Origin of the sequence: Rubidibacter lacunae KORDI 51-2 (assembly GCF_000473895.1) — a bacterium.
GTDB lineage: Bacteria > Cyanobacteriota > Cyanobacteriia > Cyanobacteriales > Rubidibacteraceae > Rubidibacter > Rubidibacter lacunae.
Window position 1 is genome coordinate 72,593 of the sequence record NZ_ASSJ01000001.1, and the last position, 19,643, is coordinate 92,235.

General features: G+C 59.2%; 14 protein-coding genes. 7 read left to right on the forward strand and 7 right to left on the reverse strand.

Going from position 1 to position 19,643, the window contains the following annotated elements; all coding sequences use genetic code 11:
* Positions 1–67: 67 nt before the first annotated feature.
* The 3 genes from KR51_RS00255 to KR51_RS00265 all read right to left on the reverse strand — a co-directional run bounded on the left by KR51_RS00255 (position 68) and on the right by KR51_RS00265 (position 4,148).
* Positions 68–1,939: a ribonuclease J gene (locus KR51_RS00255; RefSeq protein WP_022603704.1), complete on the reverse strand. Its 1,872-nt coding sequence runs from the start codon at positions 1,937–1,939 to the stop codon at positions 68–70.
* A 237-nt stretch (positions 1,940–2,176) separates the two neighbouring features.
* Positions 2,177–3,082 (reverse strand): 4-hydroxy-tetrahydrodipicolinate synthase, encoded by a 906-nt coding sequence (gene dapA, locus KR51_RS00260; RefSeq protein ID WP_022603705.1) that lies wholly within the window; start codon positions 3,080–3,082, stop codon positions 2,177–2,179.
* Between the two features lie 7 nt (positions 3,083–3,089).
* On the reverse strand, positions 3,090–4,148 hold the full coding sequence (locus tag KR51_RS00265) for an aspartate-semialdehyde dehydrogenase (protein WP_022603706.1): 1,059 nt from the start codon (positions 4,146–4,148) through the stop codon (positions 3,090–3,092).
* 383 nt (positions 4,149–4,531) lie between these two features.
* Between KR51_RS00265 and tig the strand changes: the two genes are divergently transcribed.
* From tig to KR51_RS00300, 7 genes are all read left to right on the forward strand, one after another.
* Positions 4,532–6,010, forward strand: a complete 1,479-nt coding sequence (tig, locus tag KR51_RS00270) for a trigger factor (RefSeq protein ID WP_022603707.1) — start codon at positions 4,532–4,534, stop codon at positions 6,008–6,010.
* Positions 6,011–6,180: 170 nt separating this feature from the next.
* The gene (clpP, locus tag KR51_RS00275) at positions 6,181–6,867 is read left to right on the forward strand and encodes an ATP-dependent Clp endopeptidase proteolytic subunit ClpP (RefSeq protein WP_022603708.1); all 687 of its coding nucleotides are present in this window, start codon (positions 6,181–6,183) and stop codon (positions 6,865–6,867) included.
* Positions 6,868–6,885: 18 nt separating this feature from the next.
* Positions 6,886–8,214, forward strand: coding sequence for an ATP-dependent protease ATP-binding subunit ClpX (gene clpX, locus KR51_RS00280; protein ID WP_022603709.1), 1,329 nt, complete (start codon positions 6,886–6,888; stop codon positions 8,212–8,214).
* A 47-nt stretch (positions 8,215–8,261) separates the two neighbouring features.
* Entirely contained in the window at positions 8,262–9,143 is an 882-nt protein-coding gene (locus KR51_RS00285) for an alpha/beta fold hydrolase (protein ID WP_022603710.1), read from the forward strand.
* A gap of 313 nt (positions 9,144–9,456) precedes the next feature.
* A complete protein-coding gene (locus KR51_RS00290; RefSeq protein WP_022603711.1) occupies positions 9,457–10,743 on the forward strand; it encodes a valine--pyruvate transaminase in 1,287 nt (428 codons plus the stop codon).
* 19 nt (positions 10,744–10,762) lie between these two features.
* Positions 10,763–11,374: a ribosome maturation factor RimM gene (gene rimM, locus KR51_RS00295; protein WP_051357993.1), complete on the forward strand. Its 612-nt coding sequence runs from the start codon at positions 10,763–10,765 to the stop codon at positions 11,372–11,374.
* Between the two features lie 136 nt (positions 11,375–11,510).
* Positions 11,511–15,578 carry a hypothetical protein gene (locus KR51_RS00300; RefSeq protein ID WP_022603713.1) on the forward strand — a complete coding sequence of 1,356 codons (4,068 nt, stop codon included), beginning with the start codon at positions 11,511–11,513 and terminating at the stop codon, positions 15,576–15,578.
* A 394-nt stretch (positions 15,579–15,972) separates the two neighbouring features.
* Here the strand turns inward: KR51_RS00300 and groL are convergent, their stop codons facing one another.
* The 4 genes from groL to KR51_RS00320 form a co-directional block, all read right to left on the reverse strand.
* A complete protein-coding gene (gene groL / locus KR51_RS00305; protein ID WP_022603714.1) occupies positions 15,973–17,595 on the reverse strand; it encodes a chaperonin GroEL in 1,623 nt (540 codons plus the stop codon).
* A gap of 40 nt (positions 17,596–17,635) precedes the next feature.
* The gene (groES, locus tag KR51_RS00310; RefSeq protein ID WP_022603715.1) at positions 17,636–17,944 is read right to left on the reverse strand and encodes a co-chaperone GroES; all 309 of its coding nucleotides are present in this window, start codon (positions 17,942–17,944) and stop codon (positions 17,636–17,638) included.
* Positions 17,945–18,189: 245 nt separating this feature from the next.
* Positions 18,190–18,648 carry an EVE domain-containing protein gene (locus KR51_RS00315; protein WP_022603716.1) on the reverse strand — a complete coding sequence of 153 codons (459 nt, stop codon included), beginning with the start codon at positions 18,646–18,648 and terminating at the stop codon, positions 18,190–18,192.
* Positions 18,645–19,499 carry a PHP domain-containing protein gene (locus KR51_RS00320; protein WP_022603717.1) on the reverse strand — a complete coding sequence of 285 codons (855 nt, stop codon included), beginning with the start codon at positions 19,497–19,499 and terminating at the stop codon, positions 18,645–18,647. The genes KR51_RS00315 and KR51_RS00320 overlap by 4 nt, the downstream gene beginning before the upstream one ends.
* Between the last annotated feature and the right edge of the window lie 144 nt (positions 19,500–19,643).

The window sequence follows — 19,643 nt, forward strand, 5'->3', positions numbered from 1 at the left end:
CCCTCTTCCGCTTGGGAGGAGGGGGTCGAGTCCGACAAGTTGCAAGCGAGTGACTGCGGTTTAAGACCTACGATGCTGCCATCGCTGCCGAGCGCCGGCGGCGCCGTCCGGTTGACTTCCCGTTACCATTCGTGTCGCCGTTGGCGCTACTGCCAGTGGTTGAGTCACCAGCGATCTTGCCTTTTGCATTACCGTTAGCGGCTGCATCGACAGCGTTTACCGCCTCGATCGCAGCATCGGCACCGACAGCGGTGAGTGCCAGGGCCACCAGCGGCTGACTGCGAAGCTCTCGGCGGACCAAGCGCTGTATACTGCTTTCGAGTTCCGCTCGCAACCCCGCCCAATCAATACCGTTTGCACCGCGATTGCTGGAGCGAACGAACTCGCTCCACCGGTTGTCCACGAGTTGCGTCACCGTGCGCGCGACCAGCGATTGAATTGCGCTCGTCGCGATCGGCGTAACGACTCCGTGCAGGCTGACCTGCGGTGGAGCTAAGAATTTGCCCGCTCCATCCAAAACTGCTGCTACAACCAGCGTGCCGTCTTGAGCCAGTTGCTGGCGATCGCGCAGGACCTCTTTGTGCACGATTCCCGAGCGATCGACTAGTTCGATACCCGACGGGACTTGACCGCCGATGCCGATCCGATCGGCAGTAACCTCAACGATGTCGCCGTTATTAATCACGACCATGTTTTCCTGCGGGATGCCGACAGACCGGGCCATTGCCGCGTGCTTGACCAACATGCGATGCTCTCCATGAACGGGCACGAAGAACTTTGGTTTCACCAACGCCAGCATCAACTTGTGATCTTCTTGGCTGCCATGACCGGATACATGGATGCCTAGATGGCGGCCATACAGTACGTTCGCTCCCTGCATCATCAAGCGGTCGATCGTATTGACGACAGCGATCGTGTTCCCCGGAATCGGGTTGGCTGAGAACACCACCGTATCGCCTTCGCGGATCTTGATATGCTGGTGCTCCCCGCGCGAGATCCGCGTTAAGGCTGCAAGCGGCTCGCCTTGAGAGCCCGTAGTCAAGATCAAGACCTTCTCATCCGGGTACTTATTCAAACCCTTAAAGGGCACGAACAGGTCGTCTTTGCAATTGATGTAACCGAGATTGCGAGCATGGGCGATCGTGTTGAGCATCGATCGTCCCACCACCGATACAACGCGCCCGTGCTTGGCAGCGAGTTCCAACAAAATCCGTACGCGGTGAATCGACGAGGCGAAGGTCGTCACCAGCAAGCGCCCGTTCGTTGTGGCAAAGATGCGATCGAGGTTGGGGCGGACCGACTGCTCGGAGGGCGTGTGTCCCGGCACTTCTGCATTGGTCGAGTCACTCAGCAAGCAAAGGACGCCCTTTGTCCCGTGCTCGGCAAGGCGATGCAAGTCGAAGTGTTCGCCATCGACCGGCGTGTGGTCGATCTTGAAGTCGCCCGTATGCACCACCACGCCCAGCGGGGTATGAATGGCGAGGCAGCAACTGTCGGCGATCGAGTGCGTATTGCGGATGAACTCGATGAAAAAGGAGCGTCCGATGCGAACCGTGTCGCGCGGCAAGACCGATTTGATCGCCGTGCGATCGCTCAGGGCGGCTTCCTCGAGCTTGTTGTGCAGAAGAGCCATCGCCAGGCGCGGGCCGTAGATGACCGGGATGTCGAACTGTTTGAGGTGGTAGGGAATGCCGCCGATGTGGTCTTCGTGTCCGTGGGTGACGACCATTCCCTTGATTTTGTGGCGATTTTCGCGCAGGTAGGTCATGTCCGGCAACACGACATTAACGCCGTGCATGTCGTCACTGGGGAAGCCGATACCGGCGTCGATCAAAAGGATCTCGTCGTCGTATTCGAGCACGCAGGTGTTTTTACCAATTTCGTGCAATCCCCCCAAGGGAACGATTTTCAATGCCGGTTGGTTGACGTTATCGCTCATCTTAGTTTCTCGCGATTCTCCAAGTCGATTGAACAAACTGCGCTTTGGGTAGCATCAATAATTGGTATCAATAATTCGCTAAAGGGCACGAGGGTTATGTGGAAGAAGGCTATACGGCTAGACCTGCACGCGCGCCGACGCGCTCGCCATTCAGAACCCGACGTTTGCGTTCCCGCACAAGCCGACGCAAGCCACAGCTGTGAAGTTGTCCGAACGGAATCGTAACGTACCGATTGGCTACAACACGCCTAATTCTTCCAGGACCGCCGACAATTGCGCTTGGAGGTTGGATGGGATGTCCCCCAGGGGCAATCGCGGGGTGCCTACCGGCCATCCTTGCAAGCGGAGCGCTGCCTTGATGGGAATGGGATTTGTCGTTGCAAATAAAATTGAAAATAGCGGCATCAGCCTCAAATGCAGGTCTCGGGCAGTATTCACATCTCCAGCGAAGAATGCGCGGATCATCGTTTGCAGGTGAACTCCTGCCACGTGGCTGGCAACACTCACTACTCCTGCACCACCCACGGCAAGCATCGGTAACGTCAGGGCATCCTCGCCCGAATAAATTGCAAATTCCGGTGGGGTGAGACGGCGCAGTTCTGCCGCACGCTCTACGCTACCACTAGCATCCTTAATTGCGACAATGTTGTCGATCTCGGCCAAATCTGCCACCGTCTCCGCGGCGAGGTCCCGGCTCGTCCGTCCCGGAACGTTATACAGCATTAAGGGTAGTTCGGGACATGCTCGAGCAATTGCCCTGAAGTGCGCGTAAAGCCCTGCCTGCGGCGGCTTGTTGTAGTAAGGCACGACTTGAAGCGTACCGCTCATGCCTAGTTTAGCAGCCTTCTCCGTCGCCGCGATCGCCTCGCGGGTGGAGTTCGAGCCCGTTCCGGCTAAAACCGGAGCGCGATCGCCAACGGCCGCTTGCACGACTTGAAAGAGCCGGTATTCCTCATCCCAAGTCAGAGTCGGCGACTCGCCAGTCGTCCCGCAGATGACGAGAGCATCGTTGCCGTTGTCGAGCAGGTGGACGGCCAGGCGCTCGGCTACGGCGTAATCGACGTTGCCGTCTGCCCCAAAGGGCGTTACCATTGCCGCGATTGTCCGCCCGAAAGGCGCTCCTGTCGTGCTGCTATCCGTCACGCGATCGTTACTCCGTTCGCACTAAGTTCTCAGTAGCGGCTGCAGTCGGACGCAAACCTCGCTCGCGAAGGAGCAATTCGGCAATCTGTACGGCATTCAACGCCGCGCCTTTCCGAATCTGATCGCCGCTCAACCATAACTCCAAACCGCAGGGATGCGAAAGATCTTGGCGAATGCGACCGACAAAGACATCGTCTTGTCCGGCAGCATCGATCGGCATGGGGAAACGGTTGGCTTGCCAGTCTTCTAAAAGGGTGACCCCCGGTGCATCGGCGAGGAGCGCCCGCGCGCGACTCGCTGGAAAGGGCGCGTCAAATTCCAGATTAACCGCCTCGGAATGAGCGCGCAGTACGGGTACGCGCACGCAGGTCGCCGTCATGCGTAAGTCGGGCACGCCAAAAATCTTTCGCGTTTCATACACCATCTTCAGTTCTTCTTGGCAGTAGCCGTTGTCGCTGAGGTCGGAGTTGTGTGGAAACACGTTGAACGCTAGCGGAAATGGGAATGCTTCCGTTGGGGGAGCCTTGCCGTCGAGAATCGAACGCGCTTGGGTTTTGAGTTCTGTCATCGCCCGCGCGCCCGCGCCGCTAGCTGACTGATAGGTAGCGACGATCGCTCGGCGGATGGGCTGTTCGCGGTGGAGCGGATACGCGGCCATCGCCATCAAAATCGTCGAGCAGTTGGGATTGGCAACAATCCCGTGGTGGGTAGCGATCGCTTGAGGGTTAATTTCCGGGATGACGAGAGGCACCTTCGGATCCATGCGGAAGGCGCTGGAATTATCGATCGTGACGGCCCCCGACTCGACTGCCGTTTGCGCCCACGCTTTGGAGATCGCGCTGCCAGCCGACGCTAGTACCAAATCTATATCTCGAAATGACTCGGACGTCACTGCTTCCACTGTCAGCGGTTCGCCTTTAAAGTTCAGCATCTTACCTGCTGACTGCGGCGAGGCTAAAAGTTTCAACTCTGCCACGGGGAAGCTCCTGGTAGCCAGGAGCTCTAGTAGCTCCGCTCCCACCGCACCTGTCGCACCAAGAATTGCGACCCGAACTCCCTCAGACAAAATAGAGGCCCTCCCCTGTACAGCACCACCAAGCACGCTGGGTTTGCGCCGATCGCGATGCCCGCGTCACTAATTATAGGGGGTCGAACCGCCCCCCTGCGCGCACTCAAGTTGCCAGACGCTCTCCTCTAGGCTGCCCGCGAGCCGTGAAGAGTTACCCCGGCTTTCAATCGGACTGTGCGAGATACCGGGGCTGGGGTGCTAGCATAAGCGTCGCGGTTGCCGTGAGGCTTCGCTAGCATGTGGGTGCGATCGCGCTACGGGTTATGGTTCGGAGGCAGCTTCTTTCGGAGCGCTTCTGGCTCAACCGCGATGGCATCTGCCAGCCGAAAAATGACCGCACCTAGTAACTGTTTCTGCCGCACATCGAGGTCGATTTGACAATGAAAGTAACCCAGGAGAAACTCGCCAACAGCCAAGTTGGATTGGGCATTGAAGTTTCCGCCGATGACACGAAGAAGGCTTATGAAAAAGTCGTCAGCAACATCGCGCGATCGGCGAACATTCCTGGGTTCCGCAAGGGCAAGGTGCCGCGTCAGGTATTGCTACAACGGATGGGTCGCCAGCGCATAAAAGCAGCGGCGATTGAAGAACTCATGTCGGACAAGCTAGAGAAAGCCGTCCGAGAAGCTGATATTAAAGCCCTTGGCGATCCACAGCTCCGTCAATCTCCCGAGGAACTTACGTCACGTTTCGAGCCGGGGCAGCCTTTTGCTTTTGGAGTTGCGGTTGATGTCTCGCCAGAAATCGATTTGGGCGGGTCGTACGAAAAGCTCAGTATTCGTGCCGAAAAGTACGAGTTGGATGCCAAGGATGTCGAGTTGCATATCGAGCGCTTGCGCAAGGAAGCTGCCACACTCGTTCCCGTGGAAGATCGCCCGGCTGCTATGGATGATTCGGTCGAGATCGACTTTGCCGGACGCTTCCCCGATGCTGCGGACGACTCACCACCCATAGAGGGAACGGAAGCCAGCGGCTACGAATGTACGATCGCCGCCGGGCAGATGGTTGAGGGGCTGCTCGAGGGTGTAGTCGGAATGCAACCGGGCGAAACCAAGCAAATCCCCGTTACCTTCCCCACGCCATATCCGCGCGAAGACTTGCAAGGCAAGGACGTCGTCTTTACTGTTGCGCTTAAAGAGTTGAAGGTGCTGGAGCTGCCCGAACTCGATGATGACTTCGTGCAAGAAGCCACGAATGACGACTTCGATACGCTAGCGGCTTGGCAAGAGTTTCTGTCTGCTGATTTTGCCGAACAAGCGGAGACAAACACGAAGGACGGCGTTCGCGCGCGGCTGCTCGACGCTCTGGTGGAGCAGTTGCACGTCGATCTCCCTCAAACACTGATTGAAGAGGAGCTCAAAACTCTGCTTACGCAATCGGCTATGCAACTAGCACAAATGGGAATGGATATTCGGCAGCTCTTCAACGAGCAATCCCTTCCTGCTATGCGCGATCGCGCCCGGCCCGACGCCGAGAAGCGCCTGCGAGGCACGCTCGCATTGGAGGCACTGGCCGACCGCGAAGGATTGGAACCGACTCAAGAGGCAATTGAAGAGAAACTCAAGGACGTGCTGGCCGAATTTGAGTCCCAGAACGGACGCTCTGCTTCCGAGGTCGAACAGGAGCAAATTCAAGGTGCAGTTCGCATGACAATTGCACGCGAGCTTGCCCTGGATTGGTTGGAAGAGCGTGCGGAGATTGAATATGTCCCTCAAGGGACTTTCGAGGCGGAAGCTGCAGAAGATGAAGAATCCGACCAAGGAACCGAGTCAGTCGAGGTCGTAGCGGATGCGTCTGCAGCCAGCTCGACGGGCGATGGAGCCGCGGAGGACGCGCCGACCGCGGAACCAAACCCGTAATCGGCAGTCAGCGAAGGAGGCGACCCGATCGCTGCCAACACAAGAAGAAGAGTAGGGCATTTGCCCTTCCTAAAAGCCTTCTAAGGTTTCCCGTCTCGGGACCCTAAACCTCTAAGTCAATTGAGGCATAATGGTCGGAGAAACCGCTCGTTGCATTGCTTGCACATAGCATGACGATCTTGTCCGCATTACCCAACTCCCATTCCCTACACTCGCTGCGCGACTTTTCGGTGATTGCCGCTTTCGACGGCGTTGTACCGATGGTGGTCGAGCAGTCAGGGATGGGCGAGCGGGCGTTTGATATATACTCGCGGCTCTTGCGCGAGCGGATCGTGTTCCTCGGCTCGCCAGTAGACGATACTGTTGCTGATTCGGTCGTTGCTCAGCTGCTATTTTTGGAAGCTGAAGATCCCGAGAAGGACATTCAACTCTACATCAACTCGCCCGGCGGTGCGGTTTACGCGGGCATGGCAATTTACGACACGATGCAGCAGATCCGTCCGGACGTAGCAACGATTTGTTACGGGTTGGCTGCTAGTATGGGCGCGTTTCTTTTGGCTGGAGGTGCGAGCGGCAAACGCATGGCACTTCCCAATGCTCGTATCATGATCCACCAACCTTTGGGGGGCGCGCGCGGTCAGGCTGCCGATATCGAGATACAAGCGCGCGAGATTCTTTACATCAAGCAGACGCTCAATGAGTTGTTGGTCAAGCACACCGGGCAGCCCATGGAGCGCATTGCCGAAGATACCGACCGAGATTTTTACATGTCGGCACGCGAAGCGGCGGAGTACGGATTAATCGACCGGGCGATCGCGCGGTTGGAGCAGGCATCCCCAGTTGCGGCTGCCACTTGAAGCACCATGCGAGGCAGTATGTCTAAATACGACTCCCATCTGAAATGTTCGTTTTGCGGGAAATCACAAGAGCAAGTCCGCAAGCTAATCGCCGGTCCCGGAGTCTACATCTGTGACGAGTGCGTCGAGTTGTGTAACGAGATTCTCGACGACGAGTTGGTCGATGCCACCCCGCGGGCTCCACAGCCCGTGCCGCCAGCTGACGAATCGCATCACAAGCGTCGCAGCACAGAACGCATTGCCTTTCACCAAATTCCCAAACCCCGGGAGATCAAGACCTATCTTGACGAGCATGTTATCGACCAGGACGAGGCCAAGAAAGTGCTATCGGTAGCGGTGTACAACCACTACAAGCGCTTGAGTTCGCTACAAGCCGAGGGAACAACTGAGGACCGGGTGCAGTTGCAGAAGTCAAACATTCTGCTGATCGGTCCAACCGGTTGTGGCAAGACGCTATTGGCACAAACCCTGGCGGAAATTTTGGACGTGCCCTTTGCCGTTGCCGATGCGACGACATTAACGGAGGCAGGTTACGTCGGCGAGGACGTGGAAAATATTTTGTTGCGCCTGCTACAAGTAGCCGACCTCGACGTAGAGCAGGCTCAGCGCGGGATCGTCTATATCGACGAAATCGATAAAGTTGCGCGCAAGAGCGAAAACCCATCCATTACGCGGGATGTGTCGGGCGAGGGCGTTCAGCAAGCCTTGCTGAAGATGCTGGAAGGAACAGTTGCAAACGTGCCGCCTCAGGGCGGCCGCAAGCACCCTTACCAAGACTGCATTCAGATCGACACGACCAACATTTTGTTCATCTGCGGCGGTGCGTTTGTCGGACTTGACAAGGTCGTGGAGCGACGGATTGGCAAGAAATCCATGGGCTTCGTTCGACCCGGCGAAACTCCCTCAAAAGAGAAGCGTACGGCGGATATTCTCCGTCACCTAGAGCCGGACGACTTCGTGAAGTTCGGCATGATTCCCGAGTTCGTCGGCCGTTTGCCGGTAGCGGCAGTAGTCGAACCGCTCGATGTGGAAGCACTCTCAGCGATCCTCACTCAGCCGCGTAACGCGCTTGTCAAGCAGTACCAGAAACTGCTTGGGATGGACAACATCGACCTGGAATTCAGTGCCGATGCCGTCTGCGCAATTGCTCAGGAAGCCTACCGTCGCAAGACAGGTGCCCGTGCACTGCGCGGCATCATCGAGGAGTTGATGCTCGACATCATGTACGACCTGCCCTCGCGTAAGGACGTCCGCCGTTGCAAAGTGACGCGGCACATGGTCGAGCAGCGCTCGACGGCAGACTTGCTGCTGCATCCCTCGTCTTTGCCCAAGCCGGAGACGGCCTGAGGTCGCACGAGCGAGCACGGGGCTGGTTTCTTGAGAGTCGAGCGCGTATGAGTTCTGGACTGAGGTCTGGTGCGACGGTCGTCGTCCGCGGCGTCGAGCATTATTATGAGTGGATTCGCCAGCCAAGCGATCGCGTTAAGCCGACGCTGGTGTTTGTCCACGGATGGGGGGGCTCGAGCCGCTATTGGCGCAGTACGGCACAGATGCTGTCGGCGGAATACGACTGCTTGCTCTACGATTTACGTGGATTTGGGCGGTCGCGCCTGCCGGAGACAGCTCGACTCGACCTCGGCTACGAACTGGAAACCTATGCGGAGGATTTAGCGCTGTTGTTGGACGCGCTGGGGGTGGAGCGTGCGACGATTAATGCCCACTCGATGGGGGCGTCGATCGCCGTTCTGTTTCTCAACCGCTATAGCGATCGCGTCGAGCAGGCCGTGCTGACCTGCAGCGGCGTGTTTGAATACAATCCACTGACGTTTGGCGCGTTTCACTGGGCGGGCAGTTACGTAGTGAAGCTGCGATTCGGTTGGTATCTGCGGGTGCCGCTGCTCGATCGCGCGTTCATGGCGCGTTTTTTGCACCGACCGATTCCGGCAGAGGAGCGCCAGGCGTTTTTAGAAGACTTTTTGCTGGCCGATCCGGCAGCGGCAGCTGGCACGATCTATACGGCGGTCAGCAAGCAACAAGCCGACATCATGCCAGGTGAATTCGCACAGCTGCCGGTCCCGACGCTGCTGATTGCAGGTGAAAAAGACATCATCATCCCGACGCGATTGGGACGCAAAGCCGCCGACATGGGCGATCGCATTGAGTATTGCGAGATTCCGCAGGCGGGTCACTTTCCCATGCTGGAAGATGCACCAACCTACCTTGCCAAGGTCCGCGAATTTTTGGGCTTGTCAGCGCCAGCTGTCGCCCAGTCCTAGCTCGAGCAATGCAGCTCGCAGATTGCGTTGCCGCTAGCACGGATATCCCGCATCGACGGCCCTCAGTCTTTCCGGTACCGGTCGAGCGCTGAGTATCCTCTCGAGCAAGCTGGGAGGGCTGGCTCGGAGTTGTTTTAGACTAGGCACCTAGTATGACTCTTTTGACGCGCGGTCGTGCGGCTTCGGACTTCTGGGGTTGAAGCACTCACGCCAGGATACCCAACCCGCGCCATGTTGAAACCGTGCAGTTCATTGCGTGCAGGAGGTTCGCCGATCGCCGCGATCTCGCCACGGGTTTGCTTGGCTTATCGATATGAATGCACCTTCTCTTTCGCGCATCGGCCGGGAAATGTCGCAGCTAAGCGGCGTCCGCGCAATCATGAAAGACATTATCGAGACGCTGCGCGCGGGAGCGGGACAAAACTTTATCGATCTCAGTGCGGGCAATCCGACCTTATTGCCTGCCGTCGAACAGCTGTGGCGCGACTGCACCCATGAACTACTTGATAGGTCTGAATACGGGGCAGTCGTCAGCCGCTACGGATCCTCTCAGGGTTACGCGCCCTTGATCGAGGCGGTCGTTAACGACTTCAATCAGCGCTATGGATTGAACCTCAGCGATCGCCACATTCTGATTACGCCCGGTTCCCAGGCACTGTATTTCTACATTGCCAACGCGTTCGGCGGGCAAGCATCCGACGGCAGTCTGCGGAAAATCGTATTGCCGCTCAGTCCGGAATACACGGGCTACAGCGGCGTGACGCTGTTCGAGGACGCTCTAGTGGCCTATCAACCGGCGCTCGATTGCGACGATCGCGCCCATCGTTTCAAGTACCGGCCTGACTTCGACTGCTTGCAGATCGACGAACATGCGGGCTGCGTGTTGCTGTCGCGACCTTGCAATCCAACGGGCAATATCCTAACCGACGCAGAAGTACGTCAAATTGCCGACCTGGCTGCCGCTCGCCATATTCCCGTGGCAATCGACTCTGCCTACGCACCGCCCTATCCCGCACTCAATTTCGCTCCGCTGACGCCACAGTTCGGCAGCAACATCCTGCACTGTCTCAGCCTTTCCAAGGCCGGCTTGCCCGGCGAGCGCATCGGCATCGGCATCGGCGACCCGCAACTGATTGCCGTACTCGAAGCGTTCCAAACCAACCTCTGCATCCACTCGGCCCGCTACGGCCAGGCAATCGCCGCGCGCGCGATCGAGTCGGGTCGCCTGCACGAGATCGCCACCGAAATTATCCGCCCGCATTACCGCCAGAAGTTTGCGGTGCTGGAAGCCACGCTCGATGAAGAGATGCCGAGCGACCTGCCTTGGTATCTGCACCGTGCGGAGGGCGGCATTTTTGCTTGGCTGTGGTTCCGCGATTTGCCCATCACCGACTGGGACCTCTACCAACAGCTGAAAGCCGAGGAGGTTATTGCCGTGCCGGGCAGCCCGTTCTTCCCTGGCTTGCGCGCGCCGTGGGCTCACGCCCAGCAGTGCTTGCGCTTCAGCCTCACTGCTACCCCTGAGGCGATTGCGGAGGGGATGCGCCGCCTCGCGCGGGTGGTGGAGCGCGTTTATCGCCCGGCAATCGCCTCGGTTTAGTGCTATGCAAATGAATGCCATGCAATCTGGCGAGACGGGCAACAATCGAACGACGGCCGTACCGCAGGAATGGCTGGAAGTCGGCAAAATCGTTGGCGTGCGGGGTTTGCGCGGAGAAGTACGCGTGTTACCGAGCACGGATTTTCCCGAGCGCTTTGAAGTGCCGGGTCCGCGTTGGCTGCAAACGGAACGCTCGTCCGCACCGCACTCGTTCGAGCTGGAACGCGGGCAGCTATTGCCGGGTAAAAACATCTATATCGTAAAGTTTGCCGGTGTCGACGATCGCGAGGGCGCCGAGGCGCTGCGCGGGGCGCGGGTGCTAGTCCCCGCCAGCGACCGCCCGGAACTGGCAGCAGACGAATATCATGTTGCCGATTTAATCGGGCTCGACGTCGTGTTGCAGGCTACGGGCGAATCGATCGGGGTTGTGGTCGATCTGTACGAAGCCGGCAACGACTTGCTCGAGATCGAGTTGCGTGCCCCATCGGACTCAAGCGATACCGCAGCGAAGCGATCGCCGCCGACCGTCCTCGTTCCCTTCGTGAAGGCGATCGTCCCTGTCGTCGATATCGCGGCCGGCCGGCTGGAACTCGATCCGCCAACCGGGTTGTTGGCGATCGACCGTCGCTGAGTCGCGATCGCCGCTCCAACCATGGCGTCAATTTTTTGCTGGTCCGCTGCAGTAGACGGTTGAGAAAGCTGCCGACCAATAGAACCGCTCGGGCCGTGGCTGGTGTGGGATCGAGGTGTCAAGGCCGGGGAATTCCATGACCGACGAGACCGACCAGAGCGAAGCAAGACAATCGCGCGCATTCTCGATCGCGGTTTTAGCCGATCGACCGCATCTGATCGACGGGTTGAACGTTTGGTTGGAACTCGGACTTGTCGAAGACGAGGAAGTCCGCCGAATTTGTGCCGAACACTTAAGCTGTCCGGTACCTGCTCCCGCCGCGATCGCAACCACCAGACAACAGCCCCATCGCAGAGAACCCGCAGTTTTAGATAGCACGCACCCTCCACAGCTAGCTGATTCAGCAAATGTAAGGGGATCCGAGGTCCAAGCTACCCAATCGCCATCTTGGTGGGTGCAGGTATGGCAGCCATTCAAGCAGGAAATCAGCCTGCGCTGGTTGCAGTTTTTGGGCGTTTTTTTGATAGTCGTGTCCTCTGGCGTACTCGCAGCATCTCTGTGGGAAGGGTTCTCGGTAGTCCTGCGGGAAGGGCACCTGGCAGTCGGGCAATACGGCATTTTATTGCTCTACACGCTGGGGTTCGGCAGAATCGGCGCGTGGGGTCTGCAGCAAGGCAATTTGACGCTGACCGGGCAAACGCTACAAACCGTTGCGCTGCTCTTGGTACCGGTTAATTTTTGGGCGCAGGATACCTTCGGACTGTGGCGCTATCCGTTCGGCTGGGTGACGATCGCGATCGCCAGTGCTATTTTGATGCGGGCGACACTGCAGCAGTTGCGCCCGAGGTTGCCCGTAGGAGCGGTTGCGGCATTCTTAGCTGCCAGCGCGTTGCACTGGGGTTGGCAGGTGCCGTTTGTGCCTTTAGGTGCAGTTAGTGCGGGCGCGATCGCTGCCGGTGCTTGGTTATGGCAGCAGCAGCGGCAGGGTGCAGCGTACATCATCTACGCGGCAGCAGTCTTGCTAGTCCGAGCGCGGTTTGTCGAGAGCCTGCCGCCGCAGGATCTCGGACTGAGCGTAGGGTTGTTGGGCTGGGCGATCGCGCAGCTTGGGTTGCCGGTTTTAACTGCACCGTTCGAAACACTGAAGTCGGATGCGACAGAGGAAGCGATCGCTTCACCCGACTCGACCGAGCTAGATCCACCATCGGATAAAGCCGGTGAGGCAATATCACCGCTCGCCAAGACGGAGGCGGGATCGGAGGACTCAGTCGCACCGCCCGCACCGCCCACCCTGGAACCACAATCGGAACCGACGGATGACGCGATTGTGCCTTCCGACTCGAACGGACCGGCTCAGCCAGCTCGCGAGCCGGACATTCCGCCGCTTGCAGGGGTTTGGACCCTTTTGGGGTGGGGCGTGCTGGTGGTGGGCTGGTTGCTGGGGATAGAGACAGATTATCCGTGGCAGGCAACGGCGGTCAGCGGGTTGGGGATCGTGCTCTGCGCGCAGCGGTTACAACGATACTGGCGTTACGGAGATTTAATCCTGGCGTTCGCAATCGGGCTGCAGGCACAGTTTCTACTATTGGGCTTGTTGCCGGATGCTACCTGGCAGGCGATGGTAGCAACCCTAGCGCGTTGGCTCGACACGGAAGCCACGCTGTTAGCGATCGCCCCGGTGGTCTTGTTTCCCTACGCGCTGGTCTGTCTGGGCGTCGCGCGCTGGCTGAATCGGCACGGGTCGCGCTCCGAGGTGCGATCGGTTGCGTCCTTCGGCAAATGGTTGACCTTTACCTACGCGCTGCTGCTGGGGATATGGAGCTGTGCAAGCGAGGGAACCGCAGCGGTAGTGCTGTCACTCTTGGCAGTGACGGTGGGAGCGATCGCCCGCGTGCGTCCGCGTGTGGGCTACATCTACGCCGTGCAAGTCTTCGGCATCGCGGCTGCCTGTGCTTGGGGTCTTTGGACGTTACCCACGTTGCAGCCGACGGGCTGGGCGATCGCGTTCCTGGGTTTGATGGCAGTCGAATGGACGGCAAGCGTGCGACTGGCGGACGGAACGACGGTGCCACAGCAGATTTGGTCGCGGTGCTGCTGGCAGGCGGGTCTGCTGTTGGCGGGATTTAGTTTCCTACTGCTAGCGGGTGAATCTCAGCACGAGTTGAATTTAGTGTGGGAAATAGTGCCGATTGGGCTAGCGGTCGTTGCCGCGCGCAGCCAAACCTATCGCGATCGCGCCGTACAACTAGGAGCGGTCGCGGCAGGATTCGCATCCATTCTGGTGCTGCCACTGCCAGGCGCGCGCATTGCCAGCTTTGCAGTAGCTACTTTGTTGCTGGTACTGCTCGCGCGCCTGAACCGATCGCGGTGGTTGGCCCCTCTCCACGTTGGCTACGTGATTGCATTTGCAGCAGCGTGCAGCAGCGAGCTGCTGCACGACGCCGATTGGTTGCTGTTCGGTCCGATTGCTTCGGCGAGTTTATGGGTGTGGCGCGATCGCTGGCAGGCGCGCCGAGGTTGGCGGCAAGCATACGCACGGGCGGCGGATGGGTGGGCGATCGCGGGGTGCGTGCTGATGCTGTTCGTGTTGGTGTGGCAATGCTTCGTCATCTATCTCTTCCCAAGCGCGAGCGGATCCGGGCAAGCGATCGCGGCGACGGCGATCCTCGCTGTGGCGGTGGTGTGGCGATCGCGGACGCAGCCGAGCAATTGGACGGTGATGGCGGTGGCAATCGCGGCGGAGCTGCTGCTGGTCGAGGGCGTATTGCTGGCGACGCGGGCGGACCCGGTTTCGGAGATAAGGCTTTCGGCAGCAACGGTCCTGCTAGGCATTGCGACACTATTCGTAACGGAGTGGTTGCTGGCTGAGCAATCCGGGCGTTGGCGATTGTCTGGTGTTAAGTTCGCGCCGCTGGTCTACGCCGTGCTGAGCGTGTTATGGCGATCGTCGCAAATTACGGCAACAACGGGATTGCTGACGCTGGGAGCAGCCATTGTCGCGATCGGGGTCGGCCGGCGCATGGCGAACAAAGCGCTGCCATACCTGGGATTCAACGGTATCGCGATCGCATGGTACGAGCTCGTTCTCTACCAACTCCTTCAAGGAAGCGGTGGCAGCCCGGCTGATGCCTGGGTACTTCTGGCAACTGTAGCGGTGACGATGGCCTATGGCTCCAGACTGTTGGGGCTGGCCGGGCAACGGCACGCGGTGGCATTGCTAAATCTGACGGTCGGCGAACTGCAAGCGATCGCGCACGTGCATTGGGGCATGGGCAGTGCGCTGCTGGGGTTGGCAGCAATCTACGCTAAGGTCGGACCCACTCCACGCCTGACGCCACTGGCAATAGTACTGTGGGCGCTGCTCGCGCTCTACGCGCTGCTTCAGGGGCGCGCCCATTGCGACGGCTGGATTTATGTGGCGATCTGCGAAGTTGGTATCGCATTCATCCACGCGCGCTCGGTTTGGACCGAATTAGCAGTCTTAGATCCCCACTTGCTGGCGATCGCGAGCGTCCTAGCAGTTGCGTTCGACGTGGTGCCGTGGGCGCGTCTGGGTTGGCGGCAGCAACCGTGGCAATGGAGCGCGCTGGTAATCCCGGCCGTGGCCGCAGTTGCCACGACATCAGCCGTGGCAAAACCGAGCTTGGTGTTAGCGGCAGTAGCCTACGCTTGGCTGGCGTGGCGGCATCGCAATTGGCGCATTAGCTACGGCAGCACGATCGCTGCGGCTTGGGTGCTGTGGCAGTGGGGCGAAGAGTTGGGCGCGGGTCAGCTGTGGTTTGCCGCGATTGTCGCAGCTGCTCTGTTGTATCTAGCGCAAGTCGATCCGGGGTTGCGATCGCCTGTCGGTCGCGCCCCGCGCCACGGCTTGCGGGTGCTCGGTAGCGCGATCGTTTGCGGTACGGCGTTCTTGCACAACTCAGGCGCGATCGGTCTCGTGCCCGGAGCGATCGCGGTCGGATTTGTATTGGCCGGCATCGGCACGCGCGTGCGGGCGTTTCTATTTGTCGGCACGGGCTTTTTGCTCTTGACGATCGGCGACCAAGCACTGGTTTCCGTCTTCCGATATGCCTTTTTCAAGTGGATTATCGGCATCGTTGTCGGCATTGCACTAATCGCGATCGCGGCCGACTTCGAGCGCCGCCGCGTGCAGTTATCGGCGGCAGTACGACACTGGTTAGCCGAGCTGGCAACTTGGCAGTGAAGCAACTTTCCGACCGGACTCCAGTCGGGTCTTATGTTCCCATTGCTCTGAATTGCCTTCGAGCCATAGGGATTGGTGGGTGTTTGTTCTCATCGCGGCCTAACTTTTCCCGACAAGTCTGTAACTACCGGACAGCAGGGGGTTCAAGCCTTGTAGCGATACACAATAAGCTGAGGCTTTGAGATGGAACAACGGGATAATTGGCGTTCGAGCGCCCCGAAGACCTGCCGATTTTACTCGCCAAAAGATAACGGGAAAAGCCGGCTCGTGGAGCTGCAACTATAACCGCGAGAGCCCCCATCAAAAAACGCGATCGCCCCGCATGGAGGCAATCGCGTCAGGATCGATCGGAGTTGCTCGGAGCTATTGCAACCGAACTCGATTCGTCACGAACTTAGTAGTCGAAGTCACCGCCGCCCGGAGCCGGAGCTTTGTCCTTCTCGGGCAGGTCGACCACGATGCACTCGGTGGTCAAAACCATGCTGGCGATTGACGCTGCATTCTGCAGAGCAGAACGCGTCACTTTCGCCGGATCGACGATGCCAGCTTCGAACATGTTGACGAACTCGCCCGTCGCGGCGTCGTAGCCGACGTCGAAGGTTTTTTCCTTCACGCGCTCGGAAATCACCGCGCCGTTTTGACCGGCGTTCTCGGCAATGCGCTTCAGGGGTGCCGTCAACGCGCGCGTTACGATCGCCGCGCCGATCGACTCTTCGCCCTTGAGGTTGCTGTTTGCCCACTCCTCGAGCTGCGGAGCCAAGTGCGCGAGCGTGGTACCGCCGCCGGGGACGATGCCTTCTTCAACAGCTGCCTTCGTCGCGTTGATCGCATCTTCCAGACGCAGCTTGCGATCCTTCATTTCCGTCTCGGTAGCCGCGCCGACTTTGATCACTGCCACGCCTCCGGCCAGTTTGGCCAGGCGCTCCTGCAGCTTCTCTTTGTCGTAGCTGGAGTCGGTCTCGTCGATCTGGCGGCGAATTTGGTCGCAGCGCGCCTTCACGGCTTGCTCGTTGCCCTCGGCGACAATCGTGGTGTTATCTTTGGAAATCGTCACGCGACGTGCTTTACCGAGCATTTCGAGGCTGGCATTCTCCAGCTTCAAACCAGCATCTTCGGTAATCACGCGGCCGCCCGTCAGCACGGAGATGTCTTCCAACATCTGTTTGCGGCGATCGCCAAAGCCCGGAGCCTTAACTGCTGCCACGTTGAGCACGCCGCGCAGGCGGTTGACCACCAAGGTTGCCAGAGCTTCTTTCTCGATGTCCTCGGCCACGATCAGCAGCGGCTTGCCGGAGCGCGATACTTGCTCCAGCACCGGCACCAGATCTTGGACCAAGGCAATCTTTTTGTCGGTAATCAGCAGCAATGGCTCGTCGAAGACGGCTTCCATGCGCTCGGCATCGGTGACGAAGTAGGGGCTGATGTAACCCTTGTCAAAGCGCATGCCCTCGGTGACCTCCAGTTCGGTGGTCATGGACTTGCCTTCTTCAAGGGAAATGACGCCCTCTTTGCCGACCTTCTCCATCGCCTCGGCGATCATGCGACCGACCTCTTCGTCGTTGCCCGCCGAGATCGAGCCTACCTGCGAGATCGAGGTGGAGTCGCTGATTTCACGGGCGTGCTCGCCGATCTTGCCGACCAGGAAGCCCGTTGCCAGGTCGATACCCCGCTTGAGTGCGATCGCGTTCGCGCCAGCTGCAACGTTGCGCAGCCCCTCTTTCACCATCGCGTGGGCGAGGAGCGTTGCTGTGGTGGTGCCGTCGCCGGCGACGTCGTTGGTCTTAGCTGCGGCTTGACGGATCAAGGAAACGCCGGTGTTCTCGACATGATCGTCGAGTTCGACTTCTTTCGCGATTGTGACGCCGTCATTCACGATTTGGGGGGCGCCAAACTTCTTCTCCAGGACGACATTGCGTCCCTTCGGACCGAGGGTAACCGCTACCGACTCAGCCAACATGTCGATGCCGCGCTCGAGAGCGCGACGGGCTTCTTCGTTGTAAATGATTTGCTTCGCCATAGCTCTTGCGAGTACTCGTTACGAGTGGTCGGTAAGGTGTTTACTGAACGGATGCGAGGATGTCCTTCTCGGACAGCAGCACGTATTCTTCGCTGGCCAGACGGATGTCAGTACCGGCGTACTTGGAATACAGCACCTTGTCGCCGACTTTCACGTCGAGGGTGGCGCGGCTGCCATCATCGTTGCGCTTACCCGGGCCCACAGCCACGATCTCGCCCACCTGTGGCTTTTCTTGTGCGGTGTCCGGCAGGACGATGCCGCCGGCCGTTTTCTCTTCGGACGGGCTGACCTTGACGAAGACGCGATCGCCCAGCGGTTGCACGGTAGACACGCTCAGGGAAACTGCCATTGTTACCTCTCTCCAGGTTTGTCGGGTGCCTCGTGGAATTAGCACTCTCCTATTCCGAGTGCTAATTTAGCGAAGCGCATGCGTGGCGTGCAACTGCTCGGTCAGTGCGGGTTCCCGTACTCGACTGCCATCGCTGCTCCAGCAGGGAATCGCGTTTATTGCTAGCAGGACGGGCGATCGCGCCGGGCGCGAGTGCGGCGGATAAGAAGCCCATTAGACCGATCGAGACCGCAGCGGGCGGGTGCTTACGAGGCGCGACCGAGTTGCAAGATTTTGACCGCGACCTCCTCGGCAACAGGCATCACGGAGAGGCGGTTGCCGCGCCGGACGAGGAGCAGTTCGTCGGGACTGAAGGTAGCTTTGAGTGTGGCGATCGGGATATAGGTGGCAAAAGTTTCGAGATATTCGACGGTAGCAGTGCGCCAGCGCGGGTCCTCGGGTGTGGATTTGGCGTCGTAATAATGACTGTCTGGGTCGAATTGTGTCGGATCGACAACGCGGGCTTCAACGACGCGGACCAGCCCGGCGACGCCCGGTGGCTTGGTATTGGAGTGATAGAAAAACGCCAAGTCTCCCGGTTCCATCTCACACAGGAAGTTTCGCGCCTGGTAGTTGCGGACGCCATCCCAGATCGAGCGCCTCTCGCGTTCCATGTCCTTGATGCCATAGGTGCCCGGTTCCGACTTCAGCAACCAATATTTCACCTGAGCCCGCTCCTCTCGCGATCGCTACTGCTTGCAGGTCCTCGATTGGTTAGTCGGGCGGCCTGCAGTGCTGTCAATAACTCTAACGGCAATTGCAACTGGTTGAGCGTGGGACCGTCCTTAATGGGTCCGTGGTAGTCGCTGCCGCCAGTCGCGACCAGATTGTAGGTGCGAGCCAGCTGTGCGAGCATCGCGTGTTGAGTCGGCGTGTGGGTCGGGTGATAGATTTCGATGCCGCGCAGACCGGCTGCTACCAACTCGGGGAGTATCTCCGACGGCTCGCCCCCCCGGAATAGAAATGGATGCGCCCACACGGGCACCGCACCGCAGTCGCGGAGCAAGCGGATGCCTTCTACCGCAGAGAACTTTTCGTAGCTGACATAAGCCGGCCCGCCATCGGACAACCAGCGGTCGAATGCTTCGCGCTCGGTTCGAGCGTGACCGGCTGCCACAAGAGCTCGAGCAATGTGCGGTCGCCCTGGCGCGATACCCGCTCCAATTTGCGGCAGCACGATCGGGTAGCCTAGCTTGGCAAGTTTATCGGCCATCTGTCGAGCGCGACGCCTGCGACCCTCGAAGCGATCGCGCAGCGGCGGTTCTAAGAGATCGCGCTGGGGATAAAACCCCAAAACATGCAGGGAGCGACCGTGCCACACCGTACTGAGTTCGATTCCGGGGACGATGGTGAGTCCGAACCTGCGGGCCGCAGCGATTGCCTCATCCCAGCCGCCGAGGGTGTCGTGGTCGGTGATGGCTAGAGCGCGGACGCCTGCCGCCGCCGCCGCTTCCACCAGTTCGGTTGGTGCGAGCGTGCCGTCCGAAAATGTCGTGTGACAGTGTAGCTCTAGCATGATTGACGGGCTCGCAAAAAGATGGCTACGCCATTATCTTATAAGCTGCTTCCCACCAGATAGTTTACGAGCTCGGGGGTTGAAGACGGGCGCGGTCTGAAGGAACCTCCTGCCGGGCGCGACCGTGCTTGGGTGGGGCCGGCG

Coding starts and splice junctions, on each gene's coding strand:
- KR51_RS00255 (WP_022603704.1), bottom strand. CDS start 1,939: ATGAGCGATAACGTCAACCAACCGGCATTGAAAATCGTTCCCTTGGGG.
- tig (WP_022603707.1), top strand. CDS start 4,532: ATGAAAGTAACCCAGGAGAAACTCGCCAACAGCCAAGTTGGATTGGGC.
- clpP (WP_022603708.1), top strand. CDS start 6,181: ATGACGATCTTGTCCGCATTACCCAACTCCCATTCCCTACACTCGCTG.
- clpX (WP_022603709.1), top strand. CDS start 6,886: ATGTCTAAATACGACTCCCATCTGAAATGTTCGTTTTGCGGGAAATCA.
- KR51_RS00285 (WP_022603710.1), top strand. CDS start 8,262: ATGAGTTCTGGACTGAGGTCTGGTGCGACGGTCGTCGTCCGCGGCGTC.
- KR51_RS00290 (WP_022603711.1), top strand. CDS start 9,457: ATGAATGCACCTTCTCTTTCGCGCATCGGCCGGGAAATGTCGCAGCTA.
- rimM (WP_051357993.1), top strand. CDS start 10,763: ATGCAATCTGGCGAGACGGGCAACAATCGAACGACGGCCGTACCGCAG.
- KR51_RS00300 (WP_022603713.1), top strand. CDS start 11,511: ATGACCGACGAGACCGACCAGAGCGAAGCAAGACAATCGCGCGCATTC.
- groL (WP_022603714.1), bottom strand. CDS start 17,595: ATGGCGAAGCAAATCATTTACAACGAAGAAGCCCGTCGCGCTCTCGAG.
- groES (WP_022603715.1), bottom strand. CDS start 17,944: ATGGCAGTTTCCCTGAGCGTGTCTACCGTGCAACCGCTGGGCGATCGC.
- KR51_RS00320 (WP_022603717.1), bottom strand. CDS start 19,499: ATGCTAGAGCTACACTGTCACACGACATTTTCGGACGGCACGCTCGCA.